Below are 20009 nucleotides of genomic sequence, written 5' to 3'. Positions count from 1 at the left end.
GAGGTCATCCAACGAGTCACGGTCGCGGACAGGCTCGCAGGCTCGAAAGAATGCTCACCCGCGCGGGGCCGCCGAAGACGGAGGCAGGCACGCCGAGGACACCTTGTTCCAGGAGCTCCTCGAAGGAGCACCGCGAGGTGGCGAAGTAGCCGACGCAGGAGGAGCCCCGGAGCTCGGGCCGACTGGCGGTGAACGCATCCAGGGCGTGGGCCCGCTCCTCCAGGAGCTCGCTGACCTGTCGAGGTCTTGACGCATGCTCCGTGAGGGCCGCGTAGCCGATGCGCAGCTTTCGTTCGTCTTTCGGCAGGGGCGCGAACACGGCGCGTGCGTCCTGTCGCCAGCGCGAAGGGGTGATGCACAGGCCGACGTGGTCGGGGAGGAGCCAGCCCTTCGAGAGCGAGGCGAGGACGAACGCGAGGTCCTCGTGAATCAGCCGTTGCGTCCACGCCGTCGGAGGTGTCGCGTAGGCGGAGTCGATGAGCAACACACGCCTGTCGGGCTCGGCGCGAACCCAGCGCTCCACCTGCTCGGCTTCTTCGCTCTCCGGCGTGCGCCCCCAGGGCTTGAGCGGCTCGCAGAGGAGGAGCGCGTCGAGTGCGTCGAGCGGGGGGAGTCCCTCTCGCGCCGGGAAGCGGACGACTTCGACTCCTGCGTCCTCGGCGAGCTGGAGGTACACCGGATACACGTCGTCGGGAACTCCGACGCGGGCGTTGCGTGAAGCCAGCCAACCGAACAACGCGCGCAAGGAACGCCGCACGCCGTGACTGACCTGCGTCCGGGACTTGAGCTGGGCATCCAGCCCGAGGTGTGAGAGGAATCGCTCGGCGATGTGACACCGATACGGTGCTTCAGGATGTATCGACGGCTCGATGGCGGCGAACGTCGGTGCGAGGCTGCGGTAGACGTTGAGCTCCGCCAGGTCGACCAGCTCCGGGCGCTTGTCGCGCCACGCGTCACGCAGCGAGAGGAAGGCGTCGTGTTTCATCGGCGCAGCTCCGAGGCCGGGTCTTCCAACGAGGCCAGGCAGGTCCCATCGCTCATGAGGTTCCACGAGCGCACCCGCCGGTGGGTCCGCTCCCAGCCGACGGAGGGCTCGGTGTAGGCCGCGACGCGCAGCACGCGTCCGGCGACCTCGCCCTCGAACACCGGGCTGCCCCACGGCAACTCGGTGACCTTCGTGAAGCCGCCCGCGTCCATCGCGCGGAGCACCACCTCGAGCGGCACCTGGTTCGCTTCGCAGTACCGGTTCACCGCGCTGGGCGCCCAGGCGTTCTCGGAGAGGCTGGAGACGTAGAGCTCCTTGAAGCAGACCTCGTGGAACCCTTCGCGCGCGCTGCGCTCCAGGTAGGCGTGGACCTTGGCCACGTCATCGACTCCGCCGCGCTGGAGCACGCAGATGGCCCGGCTGCGAAGGCCAAAGGCGCGCGCGAGCGCCCCCGAGTCGACGGACAGGCCCATGATGCGCGCGTCGTCCTCCCGGGTGACGCCGTGCCGACTGACGGCCAGCGTGGCGAGGCCCGCGTCGCGCAAGGCGTGCAGCTGCTCGGCGTCCAGCCGCGCGCCGTTGGTGATCAACAGCGTCTTCGAGAAGCGCTCGGCGAGGCCCTGGACCAGGGCGCGCAGCTGGCTTGGCGGCAGCAGGGTGGGCTCGCCGCCGCCGGTGATGACGGCGCGCTCCGCCCCCCGTGCTCGCGCGAGGTCCGCCCAGTGCAACTGCTCCTGGAGCGAGGCGCCGCGCTGCCGCGCGAGGTCGGAGGCGCTGGCCTTCGAGAAGCAGAACGCGCACTTCGCCTGACAGGCCTTCGCCACGGGCAGCACGGAGAAGGTGCGAGGCCGACACTCGGCCCAGGGCGACAGGCCCGTGTCGTCGAGCAGGAAGGCCTGGGCGGTGACCTCCTCGTGAAGGGTGGGCCGCAGCGTGCCGGCGTCGTCGACCCAGGCCACGCCGCTCAGCGGCACGTCGGGCGCGGGCCAGCGCCAGCCGATTCCCGTGCCGGTGGTGTCGTTGGGGCGCATCGCCCGCGCCCCGGACGTCGGCAGCCGCGCGCGCAGCGCGACGACGCGGTCCTTCGCGCGACCGAGCTTCGCCACCAGCCGCCGCGCCTTGTCGAGCCCGGGCGTCCAGGGCTCGTCCTCCCTCAACATGTAGAACGCGTCCGGGAAGGTCGACTCGGAGATGGACGCCTTCGAGTACCGCATGCGGTAGCGATCGAATCCACGCAGCCAGTTCGAGAGCGGGATGAAGGCGACGAAGGCAGTGTCCATGGCGAAGCCAGTGTCGCAAGCGCCCAGCTTCGTGTCAATAGTACACCTAGCTCCGGGTGGGCTGGCTCAGTGTCGCGCCTTCTTCTGTCCCGCGTTGGTGGCATCCGCGAGGAGGCACATCACCGAGTAGAGGTTCATGGTGTAGAGGTTGTTCTCCGGCTCCAGGTCGGCCGCCTTCTGGAACAGGGCGGTGGCGCGCGCGTAGTCGCGGTGGTGGTTGACGACAATCATCCCCAGCCGGTTGTAGAGCGGGGCGGGTGAGGGCAGCAGGCCGATGCCCCGCTCCAGCAGCTCCATGGCCTCCGACCACCGGCCTTCCTGCTCCATCCGGATGACGCGCTGGAGCAGGTCCTCGTTCGCATCCTCCGCGCGAGGGACGGGGGCCTGGGTCACCGGCCGCGGCGCGGGCCGTGCCGTCGGCGGAGCGACCTCGTAGAGCTGGGTGACACCTCGCTCCTCCAGGGACGCGAAGAGCGCGCGCAGCTCCACCTCCGCGAGCTGGGTGATGAGCGACAGGTCCGCCAGGGACGTGTGTCCGTCCACCAGCGACAGCACATAGGCCTCGAAGGGACTGAGCTTCAGGTTCGCGATCTTCAGGCCTCCGACGAGGAAGGGCCGTGCGTTGGCGCCTCCGGTGGGGGCATCGAACGCCGAGGCGCGGGTGGCCTCCGTCTGGGGGGCTCGGGGCGTCCCGGAGGTGCCATTGCGCTCGGGCTGGGTCAGCAGGGCGCGCACCAGCGACACGTTGTCGCGAGGCGGCAGGTCCTCGACGTGGCGCACCAGCAGCAGCTCGCAGCGCGGACACTGGAAGTCCTTGGGGAGCGTGGGCGCGCCGCAGTGGGGACAGGCGTCGTCTTCCGGTGGGTGCTCGAAGGCGTCCGCCACCGCGTAGTAGTGCTTGCGGATGGCCGCGCGGATGGACCTGCGAATCGCGACGAAGGGCAGCACCTGGGTTGCGCCCACCGTGCGCGCAATCTCCTCCAGCGCGCGCTGCCGCTGGGGCTCCGCGATGGCCACGCTGAGCACGCCCTGCGTCAGCCGCAGCGGCATGAAGTCGAAGCCCTCCGCCAGCCGCACCGGCACCTGCTCCAGCAGGGCGGGGCCCACCGTCGCCTGGGCCAGCTTCTCCGTGGAGACGAAGCGCGTCTGGAGCTCCCGCGCCAGCATGCGCAGGATGGGCGTCTCGTCCACGCCCAGCCGCACCAGGCACTCACCCAGCTTCTGCCCGGTCTCCTGCTGATGGGCGAGCGCCCGGGACAACAGCTCCGGCGTCAGCACGCCCTCCAGCACCAACCGCTCCCCGAATCTGCGCGTCATGGGCTGATTCAAGGCGGTGTCCCGCCTCCGCGTCCACTGGAAGCAAACGCCAGGACTCCCGGAGCCGGCCCGTGGACGGCCCGGGGCGGGGCTCAGTGAATCCTGACTCACCCTTCAACTTGGGCGACTCCCTGTGGTCCCGTGTGTTGTCGGCGACGACACGACGGGCTCTTTGGGGGCGCGCTGCTTCTCAGAGGCGGTAGCCGCCCGTGACTTCGATGCGCTGGCCGGTGACCCAGCCGGTTTCAGGGGCGAGCAGCATCGCGATGACGCCCGCCACGTCGTCGGGTTGGCCCACTCGCCCGAGCGGAGTCTCCGCCGCGACGGTCTTCTGGAGCGTGGGGTCTCGCATGACGCCGCCTCCGAAGTCCGTGTCGATTCCTCCCGGCGCGACGACGTTCACCGCGATGCGGCGCGGGCCCAGCTCCACGGCGAGCACCCGGGTGAGCACCTCGACGGCGCCCTTGACGGCGGAGTAGGTCGAGAGGCCCGGGTACGCGTAGCGCGCGAGCCCGCTCGACATGTTGACGATGCGCCCGCCGTCCGCCATCAGGGGCAGGAGCTTCTGCGTCAGGAAGAACGTGCCCTTGAAGTGCACCGCGACCAGCTCGTCGAAGCTGGCCTCTGACGTCTCGATGAAGGGCGAGTAGCCGCCGATGCCCGCGTTGTTGACCAGGGAGTCGAAGCGCTCGCGAGACCAGGTCTGCTTCAGCGCGTCGCGGACCTCGGTGGCGAACGCCTCGAAGGTGCCCGCCTTGCCCACGTCGAGCTGAAGGGCGACGGCCAGGCGGCCCTTGGCTCGGATGGCCGTGACGACGGCGTTCGCCTCGTCGCGCCCCGTGCGCCAGGTGAGGATGACGTCCATCCCCCGGTCGGCGAGCGCCAGCGCCGTGGCCCGGCCAAGGCCTCGGCTTCCTCCGGTGATGAGGGCAATCGGGGTGGGAGAAGGCTTCGTGCCAACAGACATGGGAATTCCTTTCGGGAGTCGCGTGATTTCTGGCACGAAGTGTTCCTACGCTCCCGGGTCGCGACTACAGACAAGTTCACCCCATACGGACGTCTTCGTTCCCTGGGCACCTGGAGGTAACCATGCCGATCATGAAGGAGCTCCCGCTGGTTCCGGCGGAGCGCGCGCTGAAGGTGATTGGTGGGCGCTGGAAGGTCTTCGTCCTGTACTTCCTCTTCGAGGGCCCCAAGCGGCTCTCGGAGCTGCGGCGCGTGATTCCAGGCGTGAGCCAGAAGGTCCTGGTGCAGCAGCTCCGCGAGATGGAGACGCACGGAATCGTGAGCCGCGAGGTGTTCGCCGAGGTGCCGCCGCGCGTCGTCTATACGGCCACCGCGCTCGGGCTCAGCCTGCGCCCCATCGTGGGCGCGCTCTGTGACTGGGGCCGGCTCCACGCCGCCGAGCTCAGCGCGCTCGACGAGCCCGTGACGTCCACCACGAGTCGCGCTCGAAAGACGGGGCCTCATGCTCGCGCGAGCGCGGAGCCGCGGCAGTGAACATCCAATATCAAGGCCTGGACCTCAGGACTTCTGTCCAGGTGGCAATGAATGACATCCGGACAAAAACATCCTGGGTCAATTCCTTCCGGAGCTGTGGTCTCTTCCTCGGGCACCGATGGGGGTGCGGCATTCGAGCGAAGCCACAGGAGCGCGAAGATGACTTCCAGCCGTCAGACGAAAATCGCGGTGATTGGCAGTGGGCTGATGGGAACGGCGCTGGCGCGAGCCTTTGCCGCGGCGGGTCACGAGGTCGCGGTCTGGAACCGGACGGCGAGCAAGGCCAGGGCCGTGGGTGGTGGCACCCTGGCGTTCGAGTCGCTGACCGAGGCCGTCGCGGGACGCGAGCTGGTGGTCGCCTCGCTGTCGAACTACGCGGCCTGCGCGGAGCTGTTCTCCTCGAAGGACGTCGCGGCGGCGCTCACCGGGACGACGCTCGTGCAGCTCACCAGCGGCTCACCCGCGGACGCGCGGAGCGGACTGGAGTGGGCGAGGGCGCACGGCGTGGACTACCTGGATGCCGCCATCCTCGCCTATCCCGCCTTCGTGGCCACCGACTACGCCACCGTCTTCTACGCCGGGTCTCGCGCGGTCTTCGACCGGCACCATCCGACACTCCAGGCGATCGCCAAGAACTCCGTCTACGTCGACGAGAAGATTGGCGCCGCCGCGACGCTCGACTGCGCGATCCTGGAGGCCTATTACGGAGGCTCCCTGGCGGTCCTCCACGCGGCGGCGATGTGCAAGGCCGAGGGCTTGGACCCCCAGGCCTTCTTCGCCCAGAAGAACTCATTCCTGGGGCTCATCTCCGTCACGGCCGACGCCGCTCAGGACATGATTGCGCGCGACGACTTCTCGGGGGCCCAGTGCAGCCTGAACACCCACGTCGCGGCCATCGAGCACATCGTCCGGCTGAGCGGGGACGCGCGCATCAGCACGCGCTTCCCCCGGGAGCTCCTGGAGAACTACCGGCGGGCCGTGGGCGCGGGCCTGGGTGAGCAGGAGCTGCCCGCCGTGTTCCGCACCTTGAAGGACTAAGGCTGCGGGGGCAGCGTGCCTTCATAGAGGACGGTGAGGGAGATGATGCCGTCGGGGCCAATGGAGCCGACGATGGGCTCCTCCTGGTGTTTGGGGCTCATGTAGAACGAGGCGAGGCCCACCTGACTCTCGACCGGCGCCGCCACCTCGGCGGTGATGTCGAACGGGCGGTCGCCCATGAGCTGGCGCACCTGGTCCAGCGTCATCTGCACCGTGTTCCCGGAGGAGTCCTTGACGATGATGGGGGGCCCCCCCGCCGCGAGTTGCTGTGAGCGCAGCAACTCGAACTGCTGCGGCGTGAAGTACTCGGCGCGTGTGGGCCTTGGCCTCGACAACGTGAACTTCGTGAAGTCCATCCAGGACACCTCGCCCTGCGCGTTCACCGGCGTTTCACGCGCCCAGGCCTCCGCGAGGTTCGGATTGCGAGTGAGCATCACCACATGCTCACCCACCGTCCCCTGCTTCCCCGCGGACTCCTGCACCGCCATCCAGAAGCGCTGGAAGAAGGGCATGTTTTCGATGGCCCCTTCCTCCAACTGCCCCGTGCGCACCGTCCGCGGGTGGAGCCCCGTGGTGATGATGTTCTCCAGGTCGTCGATGCCGATGTCGCGCATGCCCCGGTAGCCGTGGACCCGCGAGCCGGCGGCGGAAGCCCCGAAGCGAGGCATGGGCGTGAAGACACCCACGCCGTCCAGCACGATGTTTCCCGGACGGGGCTGCGTGTCCACGCCGGGCAGGTCCATCAGGCTGCTCAGCACGAAGGACGAGCCGAAGCTCACGCCACCCTGGAGCGCGGCGGTGTTCACGAACTGGGGGTCTCCCTTGAAGATGCCCTCCAGCGCGCCCGGCGTTCCCAACGCATAGGCGCCCACTCCGCCCAACCCGTCCAAGGTGGCGCCGCGCAGGACGGTGCCCAGGCCGCTCTGCCCGCGCGCCGCCGCGACGATGGACATGCGCATGCCGAAGTACGTGGTGAGCCCATCCACCACGCCTCCCGCCACCGCGTTGCCCAGGTGCAGCTCGCCCGTGGCGTCGTATTGATTGCCGGCGTTGAGGGCGGTGCTCACCAGGGTGCTGGTGAGGCCCGCCGCGCCCGCCTGCAGCGTGGCGGTGCCCAGGGTGACGCCGCCCACGGCGAGCGTGGTGGTCGCGGGAATCGCCGCCGCGGCGAGGATGGGCGCCGCCATCGACGCCACCATGCCCACTCCGGCGATGATGAGGCGGCGCCGGCCCTGCACGCTCTCCCCCATGGCGGCGATGGAGTCGCCGTAGCCTGGCAGGCTGGCGCGGAAGGTCGCGTCCTGCGCGCCCGCCGCCGTCATCGCCTGGGCGACGTAGGCCGGGTCATCGGAGGCGCGCACCAGGTCCGCCAGGGCCGACAGGCTGTCGGCGTTGAGGGCGGCGTACTCGTTGAGCCGGGACTTCTCGATGGGATTGCCGCCATTGAGCACGTGGATGACGCCGGCGGTGAGTCCATCCGCGCCGTAGCGTCCCATGTCCGGGTTGGCGAGGTTGCTCGACAGGCCCGCCAGGTCATCCAGGTAGTCCGCTGCCTGCGCGGGCGTGAGCTGCCCGGATTGGACCGCCAGCGCCACCGTCCCGGCCGACAGCGGGTCGCCGAGCGCGGCCACGGCGGGGTGCCGTGCCAGCACGTCCGGAGGCGGCGCGGGAATCACCGCGTCGGGGAGGATGAGCGGCAGGCCATCGGGTCCCATGGGGACCTGACCGTCGGGACCGAAGGCCCCCGTGAGGCCCTCCGTGACGGATTCGAGCTGGATGAAGGCGACGGCGGTGGCGAGGTTGCCGTTGTGGTGGTCCACCAGCTCCGCGGTGAGCTGGCGGTTGTCGAGGAACGCCACCAGCAGCCCGTCGCGCTGCTCGGGGGTGGCGCTCTGGAGCAGGTCGCCGACGTGGCCATTGCGGAGCAGCTCGCCCATGCGGGCGGACTCGGTGCGGGCCAGCGCCGCATCACCCATCGCGTAGACGGTGCCCAGGCCCTTGCCGAGCGCCTCGCGGAAGTCCGCGTTTTCGAGCGGGCGCGGCCCCGCCTGTCTCGCGACGGTGAGGAAGAAGCTGGCCTGCACCCCATTGGGGACGCCCTCGGTGCCGGGCATTCCGGAGGCCACGTTCATGAAGCCGTTGAGCGCCAGCATGCGGCTGCCGCTGTTGAGGAAGGTGGCGTCACTGGAGTCCGTCGGGTTGAGGCCCAGCGACGCGACGAACGACTCCATCCGGTCGGGGCCCACGGTGTCGAGCACGGCCTGGGCGGCGTCCGGTGTGGTGGCGGATTGCAGGGCAAAGGCCGCGATTTCGCCCGTGTGGAGTCCCCGCGTCGCGAGGGCCGGGTCCAACGCCGCGCTCGCGACGGCCGCGGACATCTCCGGCGTGAAGCCACCGGCCGCGGTGGACAGTTGCTGCATGGCCGTGGAGAAGCCCAGGAGGTCCGCCTGGGGGCCTCGTGGCGGCGCATAGCGCGACACCATGGCGGTGGTGAGCGCCGCGAGCGCCTGGGGATTCTGCTCACCGGAGTCCAGCCAGAACGCGTCCTGGTCGTCGATGATGGCGCCGATGTCCTGCGCGGTGGGGTTGGGCGGGAGAGCCTGGACGGCCTCGTCGAGGGCGGCTTGCTGCTGGGCGGTGAGGGGGCGTCCCTCCTTCGTGTCGGCCACGAGCATGTTCTGCACCGCGGCGGGGATGCGGGCCGCGTCGAGGGCCTGCTGTCGCTCGGGGGAGCCCGCGGGCGTGCTGAGCACGCGCTGCATGGCCGAGCCGCTCGTGGTGTGGACGAGCTGGTAGTGGCCCGCGGCGTTGAACTCCTTGAAGTTCGCGTAGCTGCGGCCGGTGGACGGGTCGAAGATGGACTCGCCCTGACGGATGACGGCGTGGCCCGTCGTTCCCTCCGCGCCGGAGCGGGTGTCGCGCAGGATGAGCACCTCACTGCGCGCGCGAAGCTGTGGCGTGGCCAGGGCCAGCCAGTCGCCCACCGCGTCCAGGCAGTTGCGCTGTGCGTCGCGGGTGTTCTCGGTCAGCAGGGTGGTGGCGGGAGCCGTCGTGGAGGGAGCCACCACGCCATCCATGGCGAGCAGCTGGCTTGGGGGCTTCCGCGAGGTGTTCCCCTGCGTGGACAACGACAGGGTGTCGGCGCCGAAGAACCCGCCGCGCTGAACCGTGGGGGCGGGAGGCGGCGGAGGAGGCGGGGGAGGCTTCGCCTCCGCCTTGGGCTTGGGAGGTGGTGGTGGTGGAAGCGGCAGTGGCTGCGGGTCGCGCTTGATGGTGCTCATGGTCATCCCCCTCGTGAAGGCCTGGCTCGGAGGGGTGGTCTCGACTGCGTCCCTTCCGTGCCTCGATGACCCAGGCTCCTTCGGAGCGCCCCTGGCTTCCAAGGGGCGCCCCGGAGATTTAACTCGATTTAATCGGGCCCCGAGGGGACGGCCGCTCGGCCCATCCCCTCGGGTGGGGTGCGGCGCTACGGCGTGAGCAGGAGTCCGGTGACGCGGGAGTTGTTGTCCTCACGCAGCTCGGACAGGGCCTCTTCCGCGTCGGCATAGGCACCCAGGAAGTAGGCCCCGGGCATTCCCATGGCGCGCGGAGGCAAGTCGGCCGAAACGGTCAGCGACTGGCTGAAGCAGCCCCCGGGATTCATCGCGCCGACCATCGCGACGCCAATCAGGCGCTGGTCCTGAGGGTTTGGCCCCCCGGACAGCGGCGACTCCGCGGTGAGGACCGCGTTGAGCGAGGTGTAGAGGAACACCGAGCTCGCGCTGCTGGGCTGGGTGCCCTGGTTGCACACCTGCACCGTCGCGCTGAAGGAGGCTCCCACCTGGACGGAGGGAACGCTCGTCAGCGCGGTGACCACGAGGTCCGACCTGAGCCCCACTCCAATCGGGGTCTTCGCGAAGGAGTTGTTGTCCTCGCGCAGCTCGTGCACCTGGTTCGAGTCGTCGATGATGGCGCCCAGGAAGTATCTGCCATCCCCTTGCGCATCGGGGGGCAGCATCGCGGGGCCGCTCAACACCTGCGTCAGGCACTGACCTGCTCCCAGCGCGGGGAGGCTCGTGCCCGTCAGCTCCAGCTGATCCCTCACCGGATATCCGACGGAGGGAGAAGAGAGCTCGTCATCCAGCGACAGGAAGAGCTGGACCAGGGTCGGTGAACTGGGCTGGGTGCCCTGGTTGCAGGTCTTCACGGTGACGGCGAGCGGTTGACCCGGCGCCACGCTCGCGGGCGCGGACAGCTCCCGGATGACGAGGTCCGGTCGATTCCCGATGCCGATGAGGCCCTTCACGAAGACATTGTTGTCCTCGCGCAGCTCGTGCTCCCACGACGCGCCATCGATGATGGCGCCGATGTAATACACCCCATCTCCCTGCGCGTCCGGAGGCAGGGTGGCCGTGGCCGTGGTCGAAACCGCCTCGCACTGGCCGGGGGCCAGCGCGGACACGGAGACCTGTCCGATGAGCGTCTGGTCCCTCAGGGGAAAGCTCGGGCTGGTCCACGTTGGCGTCAACGCGGTGTCGATGGACAGGTAGAGCTGCGCTTCGGTCGGTCCGCTGGGCTGGGTGCCCTGGTTGCACGCCCTGGCCGAGAGGGTGAAAGCCTGGCTCGGTGCCACGCTCGTCGGGATGCTCATGGCGGTGATGACGAGGTCCGGGCCGTCGCCAACGCCGACGAGGCCGTGGATGAAGACGTTGTTGTCCTCGCGCAGCTCTTGAACCGAAGACTGCTCATCGATGATGGCGCCGACGTAGTACGCGCCATGCACGTTCTGGGCATCCGGAGGCAAGGTGGGCCAGAAGTTCGTGGACACCGTGGCGCAGCGACCCGGAAACAGGTCAGGCACCTGGACCATGCCCAGCGGGGCCTGGTCCGTCACGGGATAGCCCGGACCGCCGAGGCCCATGGGGGTCAGCTCATCATCCATGGACACATACAGCTGTGCCTGTGTCTGAGGACTGTAGTCCGTGCCCTGATTGCACACCGTCACGGAAGCCGTCACGGTCGCCGACGAAGGGAAGGGGTTGGGGCGGAAGCTCGGGGGACGCGCATCGCCGTGATGACGAGGTCGGGCCCCTCATCCAGGCGATTCGTCCTCGCTCCCAGGTCGGGCTCCTGGGAGGTCATTCCCCCGTCCGAACAGCCGGTGCCTCCTCCGACAAGCAATCCCAGCATCAGCCAGCCGGTGGCTGTCGCTCTCCACGCTGCTCTCTTCATGGTGTCTCCTGTTGCCGTGGCGTGTGGAGCACCACCCAGCGAACACCGGGCCTGGCTCCAGAGGCGCAGGCTAAGTGTGGAACAGGGATTCAGAAAAACAGGAAAAACGAGATAATCAAGCCCGCGGGCTCGCATCAGGAATTCGGGCACTTGGGAGCCCCCACGCTAGAAGTCCCGAATCGAATCCATCACGGAGACCAGGGCGTCTCGGTTCAGGGGCTCGGCGGGAGTCGCTCCGGTGGACCGGCGCTTCTCGTCCACCGCGTCGAAGATGCCCATGAGCGCGACATAGATGTGCTCGCGCTCCTCGGTGAAGAGGAAGGGCTTGCGAGCATCCAGCTTGTTGAAGCCCTCCGTGTAGGTCGTGACGATGGGCGTGAGCGCGGCCACGAGGGCATCGGCGCGAAGCTCTTCGGACGCGGCCTTGAGCGCCGCGGACCGGGCCTGTCGGTACAGCGCCGCCGCCTTCTTGGCCTGGGCCGCGCTGATGTTGTCAGCCCCGTCCCAGATGCGAAAGGGATTGTCCAGGTTCTCCGCCAGCCATTCGGCCTTGCGTGGCTGACGCACGGACAGGTCCAAGCCGTCGCGAGCCGCGTTCTTGTAGGCCTTCTTCACATGGGCGGCGAGTTCGGCGGGGATGCTCGTCAACCACAGCCTCCCCAGGTCAGGGAAGTGTTCAGGGCCAGGGAACTCGTCAGGCGTGATTCCAAACATGTCGCTCAGCGTCAGCGTGTCCAGGGCGGGCAGCGCCGCCAGCTCCGCCGTGTTTCGCAGGGAGCCGGGGGCACCCCAGATTCGCAGCCCGGTCAATTTCGGAAACCGTCTCACGATGCCAAGGGCATCCACTTCCCGGGCGGAATTCACATGCAGTTCGCCCAGGGCGTCCAGGCCGGACCAGACCATGGCCGGGTTGTTCGTGATGAGGGTCAGCCAGCGGCCGTCGGCCTCGGCGTGAATCTTCAGCTCCGGACTGGCCTGACCGAACAAGGACAGGTGCTCCAGCCCTTCGTTGAGGAAGACCTCGTGGACGCCTGTCACCTCCAGGGTGAGCCGCGACAGATTGGCGCCACGCAGGTCGACGCGGCGCTCGCCGTGGTTGCGCACGTCCGACTCATAGACAAACGGCCGACGGCGGATGAAGTCGAACAGGCCCGGGATGGGGGCGTCGGCGTTGACGGACGTCAGGATGGGCAGTGCCTCGAACACCTTCAGGTCGGGTACCGCCGCGAGCCTGTCCGCGTCGAGCCGCTGCGTGGACCGACGCACCTCCAGGTCGCCCAGCTTGAGCACCGCGCTCTTGTCGGGGTTGGCGTCCATCTGCTTGAAGAGGTCGCGCTCGGCCTGGGGAATGGCTTCCCAGCGCCGCTGACTGTACAGGGCGCTGCCGGAGGGCCAGCCGCTGTAGCTGTTGACGTCCTCGACGACGAGGGGCGGTCGGTGTCCCACGAGCGTGTAGCCGCGAGGGACTTCGGCGGACACCCAGACGTGGATGCTGTGGTCCTTCCAGAAGAAGAAGTTGAAGGTGGCGGGTGCCATGGTCGCCACCGCCGTGGTGTCGGGCAGGGCGGGGCCCACCCAATCCAGGGCCAACACGCACGCCAGCTCGCTCTTCCCTTCGACCTTCAGGGCCGTCACCTGGACGGCGGTGTAGGCGCCGAGCCGAGGGGTGTAGACGGCGAAGATGTCTCCAGGTGTGGGCTTCATGTTCGAGCAGGTCCGTGGGCGATGTGAGAAGGGACCCAGTCTACGCTGCGGCCCCCATGTCACCCTCTCGAATTGGGGGCCGCGGCGGGACGCCCTGGTCATTGGCGTCCTGCTCCACCTGCGCCACGCCAGCCTCGCGGTGTCCCGTGGAGGCTCGGTCCGCGCTCAGCAGCCGTAGAGGTATTTCAACGCGATGATATCGGTGCTGGTGAACTCACCGGTCGTGCTCGGCGGGTAGCAGGCGTTCATCAGCGAGCCTCCCGGGTAGGAGGTGCTGGGCGTTCCGGGGATGAGGATGGCACCCACGCCGGCGGCTCCTTCGTTGACCCCGCTGCCGCAGCTGCTGGCCTGGTTGAAGAAGTCCGAGTGGCGCAATCCCAGCGCATGTCCCAGCTCGTGGGTGATGACGTGCTCGACCACGTCCAGGCTGGCGGTGTTCAGCCCGGTGCCGATGCGGATGGTGTTGTAGGGCCTGCCACCCGAGGGAAATCCGGACGAGCCGCCGGTGCCGGCCATCGTCGTCACGTTGATGGTCGCGTTGCAGCTCGTGTTCGGTCCCCGCACCATGGAGAAACAGAGCCCCAGGGCGTTGTAGTTGATGATGGCCTGGTCCAGGCCCTGGTTGAGCCGGGTGTAGCTGGTGAACGTGGCCGTGGGGTTGAGGCAGATGCGCGTCACGGCGCCCGTGTTGACCAGGTTGGTCGTCCGGTATTGCTCCGCGCTGCCCTCGGTCTGGAGCATCTCGCGCGAGGCCTGGAGGCTCACGTGCGCATCGCCTCCCACGTACACGTCATCCCCGAGGACCTGGATGTCGCGCGCCGGAAAGCCGGCCTCGACCAGGTTGGAGATGAGCTCCTCTTCGTCTCCCGGCGAGTCCTGCCCACAGCCGGCCAGCAGCGCACCACAGCTCATCACGAGAACTGCCGCTCTCTTGAACATGGTCGTTTCCCCTCGCGTCCCACAGCGGTCCGCGCGCCCCCGGAACGGGAGCGCCGATGGGCAACAAATCACGTAAAATCAGGATTAATCAATAAAGCCCGTTTCCGCCCGGGCCCTGGCACGAGCGCGCTACACCCACTCGATGCGCAAGCGCTTGCCGCCCGCCGTGCCGGGCTCTGCCTCGACCAGGGCATGACCCGCCTCGTCGAATCACCGCGCGATGCGAGGGAACAAATCATCCAGGCGCGGCTGCTCCGGCTGCCGTGGCCCTGCCTTGCCTTTGCGGGTGAAGCGCTCACGCAGGAGCTGGATGAAGTCGGTCAGCGGCGCGGGGCGCTGGCGTGATGCGAGGGTGACGGCGCTCCAGCGGCGTCGGATTCCCCGAGGGGTGAGCCGGACCGTGTGCAGCCCTTGGCGCTGGGCTGGCAGCATCCATTCAGGCAGCGCCGTCACGCCGATACCGCCACGCACCAGCTCTATCAACGCCTCGGTGAGGGGCACGGGGGAGACCCGCCTTGGTTCCAGGCCCGCGGGCCAGAACACGCGCGTGAAGATGTCGAGCTGCTCCCGGGGCGCGGCATAGGTGAGCAGCTGCTCCGACACCAGGTCCTGCGCGGTGACGTGACTCCGTCGCGCCAGCGGGTGGTGCTCGGGGACGACCAGCCGGAGCTCGTCCGTGAAGAGCGCGGTCTGCGCGAGCCGCGCCTGCCGAGGGACGTCCGTGGTCAACGCCAGGTCCAGCTCGCCGTTCAGCAGTGCCCCGAGCGGCTGACGCGTGGCCTCCAGGACGATGCGCAGCTCGACGCGCGGGTGCTCGGCCTGCCACCGCCCCAGGATGGGCGGCAACCAGCCGTACACCGTGTAGCAGCCCGTGCTGAGTCGGAGCAGGTCGTCCTGCGGATTCTTGCGGCAGACGGCCTCGGCGTGGGCCACCTCGCTCAGGACGCGCCGCGCGGAGAGGAGCAGCGTCTCCCCCGAGCCGGTCAACAAGAGCCGTCGCTGCCGGCGTTGGAAGAGCTGCACGCCCAGTCGCTCCTCGGCGTCGCGGAGCTGGTGGCTCAGCGCCGAGGACGTGAGGTGGAGCTGCCGGCTCGCCGAGGCCAGGCTCCCGGTGTCCGCGACCGCGGCGATCAGCTTGAAGTGACGGAGCTCGAGCATGCCGGGCAGCTTCACATGAACGCGGCTCAGCATCATCGCGAAATCGTTTCGCTGCACTCATGGAGCCCGTCTCCTTAACGTGGACCTCCCACTGCAAGGAGCGCGGACGGATGCCCCACCCAGACAGCTTCCCGAGGACGCAGCACCCCGTCGTACCCCTCATGTCGTCCGTGCGAATCGACGACGTCGAGCCCGTGGTCGTGGGCCCCGGCTGCCTGCGAAGGGACCTGCCGAGCACCCATGACGTGAGGGTCTGGGTGGTGGACATGGCGCCCGGGAGTCAGTGGCCCCGCGTGGACGTCCACGACACGGGTGAGGAGGTCTTCGTGGTGAGCGGTGAGCTCATCGAAGGCGAGCAGCGCCTGGGGCCAGGCACCTACCTGTTCTTCCCGCCGATGAGTCAGCATCAGCCGAGGACGGAGACGGGCGTGCGCCTCTTCGGTATCAACCTCGTGGCCTCCCCGGTGGCTCGATGAGCCGGGACGCTTTGGACCTCGAGAGCGGGGACACCCTGGCTCGGCCCTCGCGGACGGGGCGTCGGGACTTCCTGCGCGCGGCGGTCTCCCTCTCCGCGGGCGCTGTCCTGTTCTCCCCGGGCACGGGGGGCGCGACGAAGCCCGCCGACAGCGCGGTGCTGCGCGCCCAGCGGCTGGCGTGGGCCGGCGTGCGGCTGCGGCTGGGACAGGACACGCTCTTCATGGACCCGTTGAGCGACTCCACGGTGTGGGGGGCCGCGCTGAAGGACCCGCTGGTCCCGATGGACGTGGGGGAGGGTGGGCGCTTCGTGCTGGTGACGCATCGCCATCCCGACCACTTCGACCGGATGGCCGTGCGTCAGGCGCTGGGGGATACCGGCACGCTGGTGTGCCCCCCGGACATGGCCGCCGCCGCGGCCGCGTCGGGCTTCCGTGTGCGGCCCGCTCCGCTCTACGAGCCCATCCTCCTCAATGACTTCACCGCCACCGCCGTTCCCGCGGCGGACGGTTATGGAGATACTCAGGTGTCGTGGGTCGTCTCCGGCGGAGGCCGCCGTGTCATCCACTGCGGCGACACGTTGTGGCACGGCTCCTGGTGGCACATCGGCCGTCAGTTCGGTCCCTTCGACGCGGCCTTCCTCCCCATCAACGGGGCGCGCTTCGGCTGGCGCAAGCCCGTCAGTGACGTGCATGGCGTCCTGACACCCGAGCAGGCGGTCGCCGCGGCCGTGGTGCTGGGCGCGCGGCTCCTCGTGCCCATCCACTACGGTGTCGCGCCCTCCGAGGACTACCAGGAGGTTCCAGGCGCGGAAGCACTGCTCCTGGCGACGGCGCGGAAGCGGAAGGTGAACGTGGAGCTGGCGCGTCCAGGGGAGTGGCTCACCTGGCAGGCCCGGACCTGAGTCTTCACCGAGTGCGTCACGCACTCCCTGTTGTTGACATGTGCACGGAGGGGGCGGAAGGACTCCGAGTTCGGTTCTCATCGCCGCGCTCGTGAGCTTGCCTTGTCGTTTCGACAGCCGCTCCTGTCTGCTCGACAACCGCTCCCTGGTAAAGGCCTTGCCCCACCCGCGAGCGTGCGCTCCAAGCTTGAGGAGCACACGTCGCTCGGGCGTGTGGTCTTCCAAGATGGCGGTTTCCATGGTGTCTGTTCGTTCTGTCGCGCTCTCCTGTCTCGTGGTGCTCGGCTTCGTCGCCGCGTGTGGCAAGGACTCCCCTCCTCGCCCTGACGATCCACCCGACGCGTCCGTGCCGGAGCAGTGCGACGGCGGCGGTGCCGCGCGGTGCGGCGGCGCCTGTGTGAACACCGAGGTCGACCCGGCGCACTGTGGTGGTTGCGACAATGCCTGTGCGAGTGGTCAGACGTGTGAGGGCGGTGTCTGCATCGCGCGCTGTCAGATTGACGGCCAGCAGGTCGAATCCGGGGCGGTGAACGCGGCGAACGCGTGTGAGCAGTGCGTGCCGGCGACCTCCGCGACCACGTGGACGCCACGCGCGGATGGGACGCAGTGCGCCTCGGGACAGGTCTGCTCGGCGGGTGTGTGCGGCCCGAAGTGCTTCATCGACGGCACCCTCTACGCCGAAGGCGAGCCGAATCCGGCGAACGCTTGTGAGGTGTGCACGCCGGCGACGTCGACGACGCAGTGGTCGGCGCGGAGGAGCATTCCCCTGCTGGTCGGCGGTGCCGATATCACCGCGCAAGGGTGGAGGACGGCCGTCCAGGGGCCGAACACGCTCACGTACGGCGCGGACTACGTTCGCCTGGAGACGTCGACGACCCCCGGCGGAAGGACGGGCGGACAGCTGCTCCTCTGGCGGGCGAATGCCGTCGACGCAACGAAACCCTTCAAGCTCGAGGTGACGCTGCAAGTCGAGTCAGCGAGCCGCCACAACTCGCTCGACAGCGGCGCCGCCATCCTGGGGAGCTTCACGCCGACAGTCGGCGACAGCGTGGACCGTTCGCAGATGATCTACCTCGAAAGCGCGGCGATCGGCTGGGCGGACGACACGCAGTCCGCGGCGTTCCCCGTGATTGACGGCGCGTACCATGTCTACGAGCTCGCGGTGGACGCGGCGAAGGTGGCCACGGTGAGCATCGACGGCGTCGCGAAGCTCACGCGGAACAACTTCACGGTGGACGGGAACATCGCCATCGGGGACCAGACCAACGACCCGACCGTCGATGGCGTGATGCGCATCAAGTCCGTCGAGCTGCTCTGTCCCTGACGCGCAGGTCGTGAGCCCATCGGTGCCAGCGATGGCACCGCGTGCCCTGGCGACACGCGGTGCTACTGCACATATCGATAAGGGAGGTTGTGCATCACGCCGCCGAGCGTGAGCCTGACGTTCACCACCCCCGCGGCGTGCGGGGGCGCGCGCGCGGTGAGCACGGTGGAGCTGTGCACCGTGATGTCGTGCGCGGCCACCGCGATTCCGTCGAACGAGACGGCGGTGTTCGCCTTGAAGCCCGTGCCGGTGATGACCACGACGTTGCCTCCGTCGTGTGAGCCGATCGCGGGGGTGAGCGTGGCGAAGGCGAAGTCCTGGTGGGTGAAGGCGGCCGGGAGCTCCACGAAGACGCCGCGCGCATCCGTGATGCGCACGTCCACGACGCCCGGGGCGTGGTCGGGGGGCGTGACGGTGAGGGTGGTGGCATTCACGCGGATGCAGTGGGCGGCTGGGACCGCCACTCCACCGAAGTGCACGGTGACGTTGTTCGGAAAGTTCTGTCCCGTGAGAGTGACCTGCTCGCAGCCCGCGGTCGCACCCGTGGCCGGCGTCACGGAGAACAACGTGAGGGTGGTGTTGATGGAGTTCTGTACGGCTGCCGGGTTGGCGAAGTTCGCCGCCAGCGCGAGATTGTGGGCCGCGATGATGGCGGCCGAGACACCTGCGTCGGGGTGCCACCTGCCGTTGGGCGTGTTGGGCGCCAGCAGATTGCTGGTGTAGTTGTTGATGGGCCGGTGCATCGTGACATCCAGGACCTGGTGGATGGTGTGCCGGGGGTGGGCGTGCCGGTTGAACAGCAGCCCCCCTACGCCGCCCGCGATGTGGTTGTGGTAGCTCCTCCCTGGCATCTGGGCCGCCGAGGCACCGTCCCGAGCGTCGAGCACGCCGGTGTTGTGCATCTGCAGGAGCTGTCCGGTCAGGCTCGCATCGTTCGCACCGGCGGCCCGGATGGAGTGGAAGTCCTGGCCGGGCGCGTAGACCACCACGTTCATCGCGGGCCGCTCCGCCTCGTAGGTGTAGCCATGGGCCAGCTGCGAGGAGTGGTTGCCCTGGTCGCGAGCGATGACGTCCACCGGGTGGGCGTTGTCATTGGGGTGAGGCACGGCTGGCGTCTGGGGGACGATCAACTCCCCCTCGTGCACGAACACCGTGTTCACCTGCTGGCCCGCGAAGAAGGCCACCATCGGGTGGGTGAAGCCCATGCCGAGCAGGCCCACCTGGGTGTTGCCGCCGCGGGCTCCTGACGAAAGCGTCATCGCCACGAGCGTCACGGGCGCGGTGTAGGTGAAGGCGTCCACGAGCGTGTCGGTCTGGGCTCCGCCGCCACTGGTCGCGACGACATCACAGAGCGCGGCGCCTGGAGTCGGGAGCGCGGGCGCGGTGCAGTCGATTCGCGTGGGGGAGATGACCGCGAGGCCGCCCACCGGCATGCCGCCGATGGTGACGGTGGTGCCCGCGTCGAACCCCCTGCCTCGGAGGGTGAGGGGGACTCCGCCCGCGGACGGCGCGCTGGCGGGCAGCACCTCATCGAGCCGCAGCGGCTCATAGGTGTAGCTCGTGTTGAGGCGTCCACGGGCCTGGTCGTTCCCGTTCACCACGTCGATGTTGAGACCCTGCGCGATGGGGGTCGGCGCCTGGCGGGCCGGGATGTCGGCGTCCACGGTCTGCTCGTCGACGCGGTTGACGTTGGCGGCCGGGCGTCCGGCGACGAGCACGCTCACGTTGGGGGCGAAGTACCTGCCGGTGATGCGGACCCGGTTGTTGCCCAGGAGGGGCCCCATGGGGGGCGCTATCGCCAGCACCTGGGGTTGCATGTACGTGAACGCGTGCGGGGCGACGGCGAACTGCCCGTCGTTGTTGTTGGTCACTCGCACGTCGACCGCGCCAACGACATGCGGCGGCGTGTCGACGTCGATTTGCAGGGCGGTGGCGATGACCCCGTTGGCGACGACGTTGTCGAAGCGCACCGTCACGTTGCCGGGCGAGAAGTTCGTGCCCGTGATGCGCACCCGCGTCCCGCCGCCGGTGGTTCCCTGCTGGGGGAGGACGGCGCTGATGGTCGGCGCGGGTTGCACCACGACCGCGGGCTGCACGACCGGCTGGGGAGGGGGCTGGGGGGGGCCCCACCGGGGCGTTGACCGGCGCGCCAGCCAAGGCGCAGCCCTGCACGGC

At 69.0% G+C, this 20009-nt stretch carries 15 protein-coding genes; 5 read left to right on the top strand and 10 right to left on the bottom strand.

The window, feature by feature from the left end; translation table 11 throughout:
• Positions 1 to 16 precede the first annotated feature (16 nt).
• The 4 genes from LZ199_RS37005 to LZ199_RS36990 form a co-directional block, all read right to left on the bottom strand.
• Positions 17 to 985 carry an aminotransferase class I/II-fold pyridoxal phosphate-dependent enzyme gene (locus LZ199_RS37005; RefSeq protein ID WP_253998506.1) on the bottom strand — a complete coding sequence of 323 codons (969 nt, stop codon included), beginning with the start codon at positions 983 to 985 and terminating at the stop codon, positions 17 to 19.
• Entirely contained in the window at positions 982 to 2265 is a 1284-nt protein-coding gene (locus tag LZ199_RS37000) for a radical SAM protein (protein ID WP_253998505.1), read from the bottom strand. The genes LZ199_RS37005 and LZ199_RS37000 overlap by 4 nt, the downstream gene beginning before the upstream one ends.
• Before the next feature lie 66 nt (positions 2266 to 2331).
• Complete coding sequence (locus LZ199_RS36995) at positions 2332 to 3582, bottom strand: GspE/PulE/PilB domain-containing protein (protein WP_253998504.1); 1251 nt, start codon at positions 3580 to 3582, stop codon at positions 2332 to 2334.
• A 190-nt stretch (positions 3583 to 3772) separates the two neighbouring features.
• Positions 3773 to 4549 (bottom strand): SDR family NAD(P)-dependent oxidoreductase, encoded by a 777-nt coding sequence (locus LZ199_RS36990; RefSeq protein ID WP_253998503.1) that lies wholly within the window; start codon positions 4547 to 4549, stop codon positions 3773 to 3775.
• A gap of 122 nt (positions 4550 to 4671) precedes the next feature.
• Between LZ199_RS36990 and LZ199_RS36985 the strand changes: the two genes are divergently transcribed.
• Entirely contained in the window at positions 4672 to 5082 is a 411-nt protein-coding gene (locus LZ199_RS36985) for a winged helix-turn-helix transcriptional regulator (RefSeq protein ID WP_253998502.1), read from the top strand.
• Between the two features lie 51 nt (positions 5083 to 5133).
• A complete protein-coding gene (locus LZ199_RS36980; RefSeq protein WP_256569717.1) occupies positions 5134 to 6120 on the top strand; it encodes an NAD(P)-dependent oxidoreductase in 987 nt (328 codons plus the stop codon).
• On the opposite strand, the gene LZ199_RS36975 is transcribed toward LZ199_RS36980, so the two are convergent.
• The 5 genes from LZ199_RS36975 to LZ199_RS36955 form a co-directional block, all read right to left on the bottom strand.
• Positions 6117 to 9401 (bottom strand): hypothetical protein, encoded by a 3285-nt coding sequence (locus tag LZ199_RS36975; protein ID WP_253998500.1) that lies wholly within the window; start codon positions 9399 to 9401, stop codon positions 6117 to 6119. The two genes, LZ199_RS36980 and LZ199_RS36975, sit on opposite strands and share 4 nt — an antisense overlap.
• A 185-nt stretch (positions 9402 to 9586) precedes the next feature.
• Positions 9587 to 11116 carry a CARDB domain-containing protein gene (locus LZ199_RS36970; RefSeq protein WP_253998499.1) on the bottom strand — a complete coding sequence of 510 codons (1530 nt, stop codon included), beginning with the start codon at positions 11114 to 11116 and terminating at the stop codon, positions 9587 to 9589.
• A gap of 380 nt (positions 11117 to 11496) precedes the next feature.
• Positions 11497 to 13035: a gliding motility protein gene (locus LZ199_RS36965; protein ID WP_253998498.1), complete on the bottom strand. Its 1539-nt coding sequence runs from the start codon at positions 13033 to 13035 to the stop codon at positions 11497 to 11499.
• 165 nt (positions 13036 to 13200) lie between these two features.
• The gene (locus LZ199_RS36960) at positions 13201 to 13974 is read right to left on the bottom strand and encodes a M57 family metalloprotease (protein WP_253998497.1); all 774 of its coding nucleotides are present in this window, start codon (positions 13972 to 13974) and stop codon (positions 13201 to 13203) included.
• Between the two features lie 210 nt (positions 13975 to 14184).
• Positions 14185 to 15189: a LysR substrate-binding domain-containing protein gene (locus LZ199_RS36955; protein WP_253998496.1), complete on the bottom strand. Its 1005-nt coding sequence runs from the start codon at positions 15187 to 15189 to the stop codon at positions 14185 to 14187.
• A 53-nt stretch (positions 15190 to 15242) separates the two neighbouring features.
• Between LZ199_RS36955 and LZ199_RS36950 the strand changes: the two genes are divergently transcribed.
• From LZ199_RS36950 to LZ199_RS36940, 3 genes are all read left to right on the top strand, one after another.
• A complete protein-coding gene (locus tag LZ199_RS36950) occupies positions 15243 to 15608 on the top strand; it encodes a cupin domain-containing protein (protein ID WP_253998495.1) in 366 nt (121 codons plus the stop codon).
• Positions 15605 to 16510 carry an MBL fold metallo-hydrolase gene (locus tag LZ199_RS36945; RefSeq protein ID WP_253998494.1) on the top strand — a complete coding sequence of 302 codons (906 nt, stop codon included), beginning with the start codon at positions 15605 to 15607 and terminating at the stop codon, positions 16508 to 16510. The genes LZ199_RS36950 and LZ199_RS36945 overlap by 4 nt, the downstream gene beginning before the upstream one ends.
• Positions 16511 to 16748: 238 nt before the next feature.
• Positions 16749 to 17834 (top strand): hypothetical protein, encoded by a 1086-nt coding sequence (locus LZ199_RS36940; RefSeq protein WP_253998493.1) that lies wholly within the window; start codon positions 16749 to 16751, stop codon positions 17832 to 17834.
• 62 nt (positions 17835 to 17896) lie between these two features.
• Here LZ199_RS36940 and LZ199_RS36935 read toward each other — a convergent pair whose 3' ends face one another.
• Positions 17897 to 19930, bottom strand: coding sequence for an IPT/TIG domain-containing protein (locus LZ199_RS36935; protein ID WP_253998492.1), 2034 nt, complete (start codon positions 19928 to 19930; stop codon positions 17897 to 17899).
• Between the last annotated feature and the right edge of the window lie 79 nt (positions 19931 to 20009).

It is taken from the genome of Myxococcus qinghaiensis (assembly GCF_024198215.1).
Lineage (GTDB): Bacteria > Myxococcota > Myxococcia > Myxococcales > Myxococcaceae > Myxococcus > Myxococcus qinghaiensis.
Note: the sequence above shows the minus strand (reverse complement) of the source record. Positions and strands in the feature narration are given on the sequence as shown.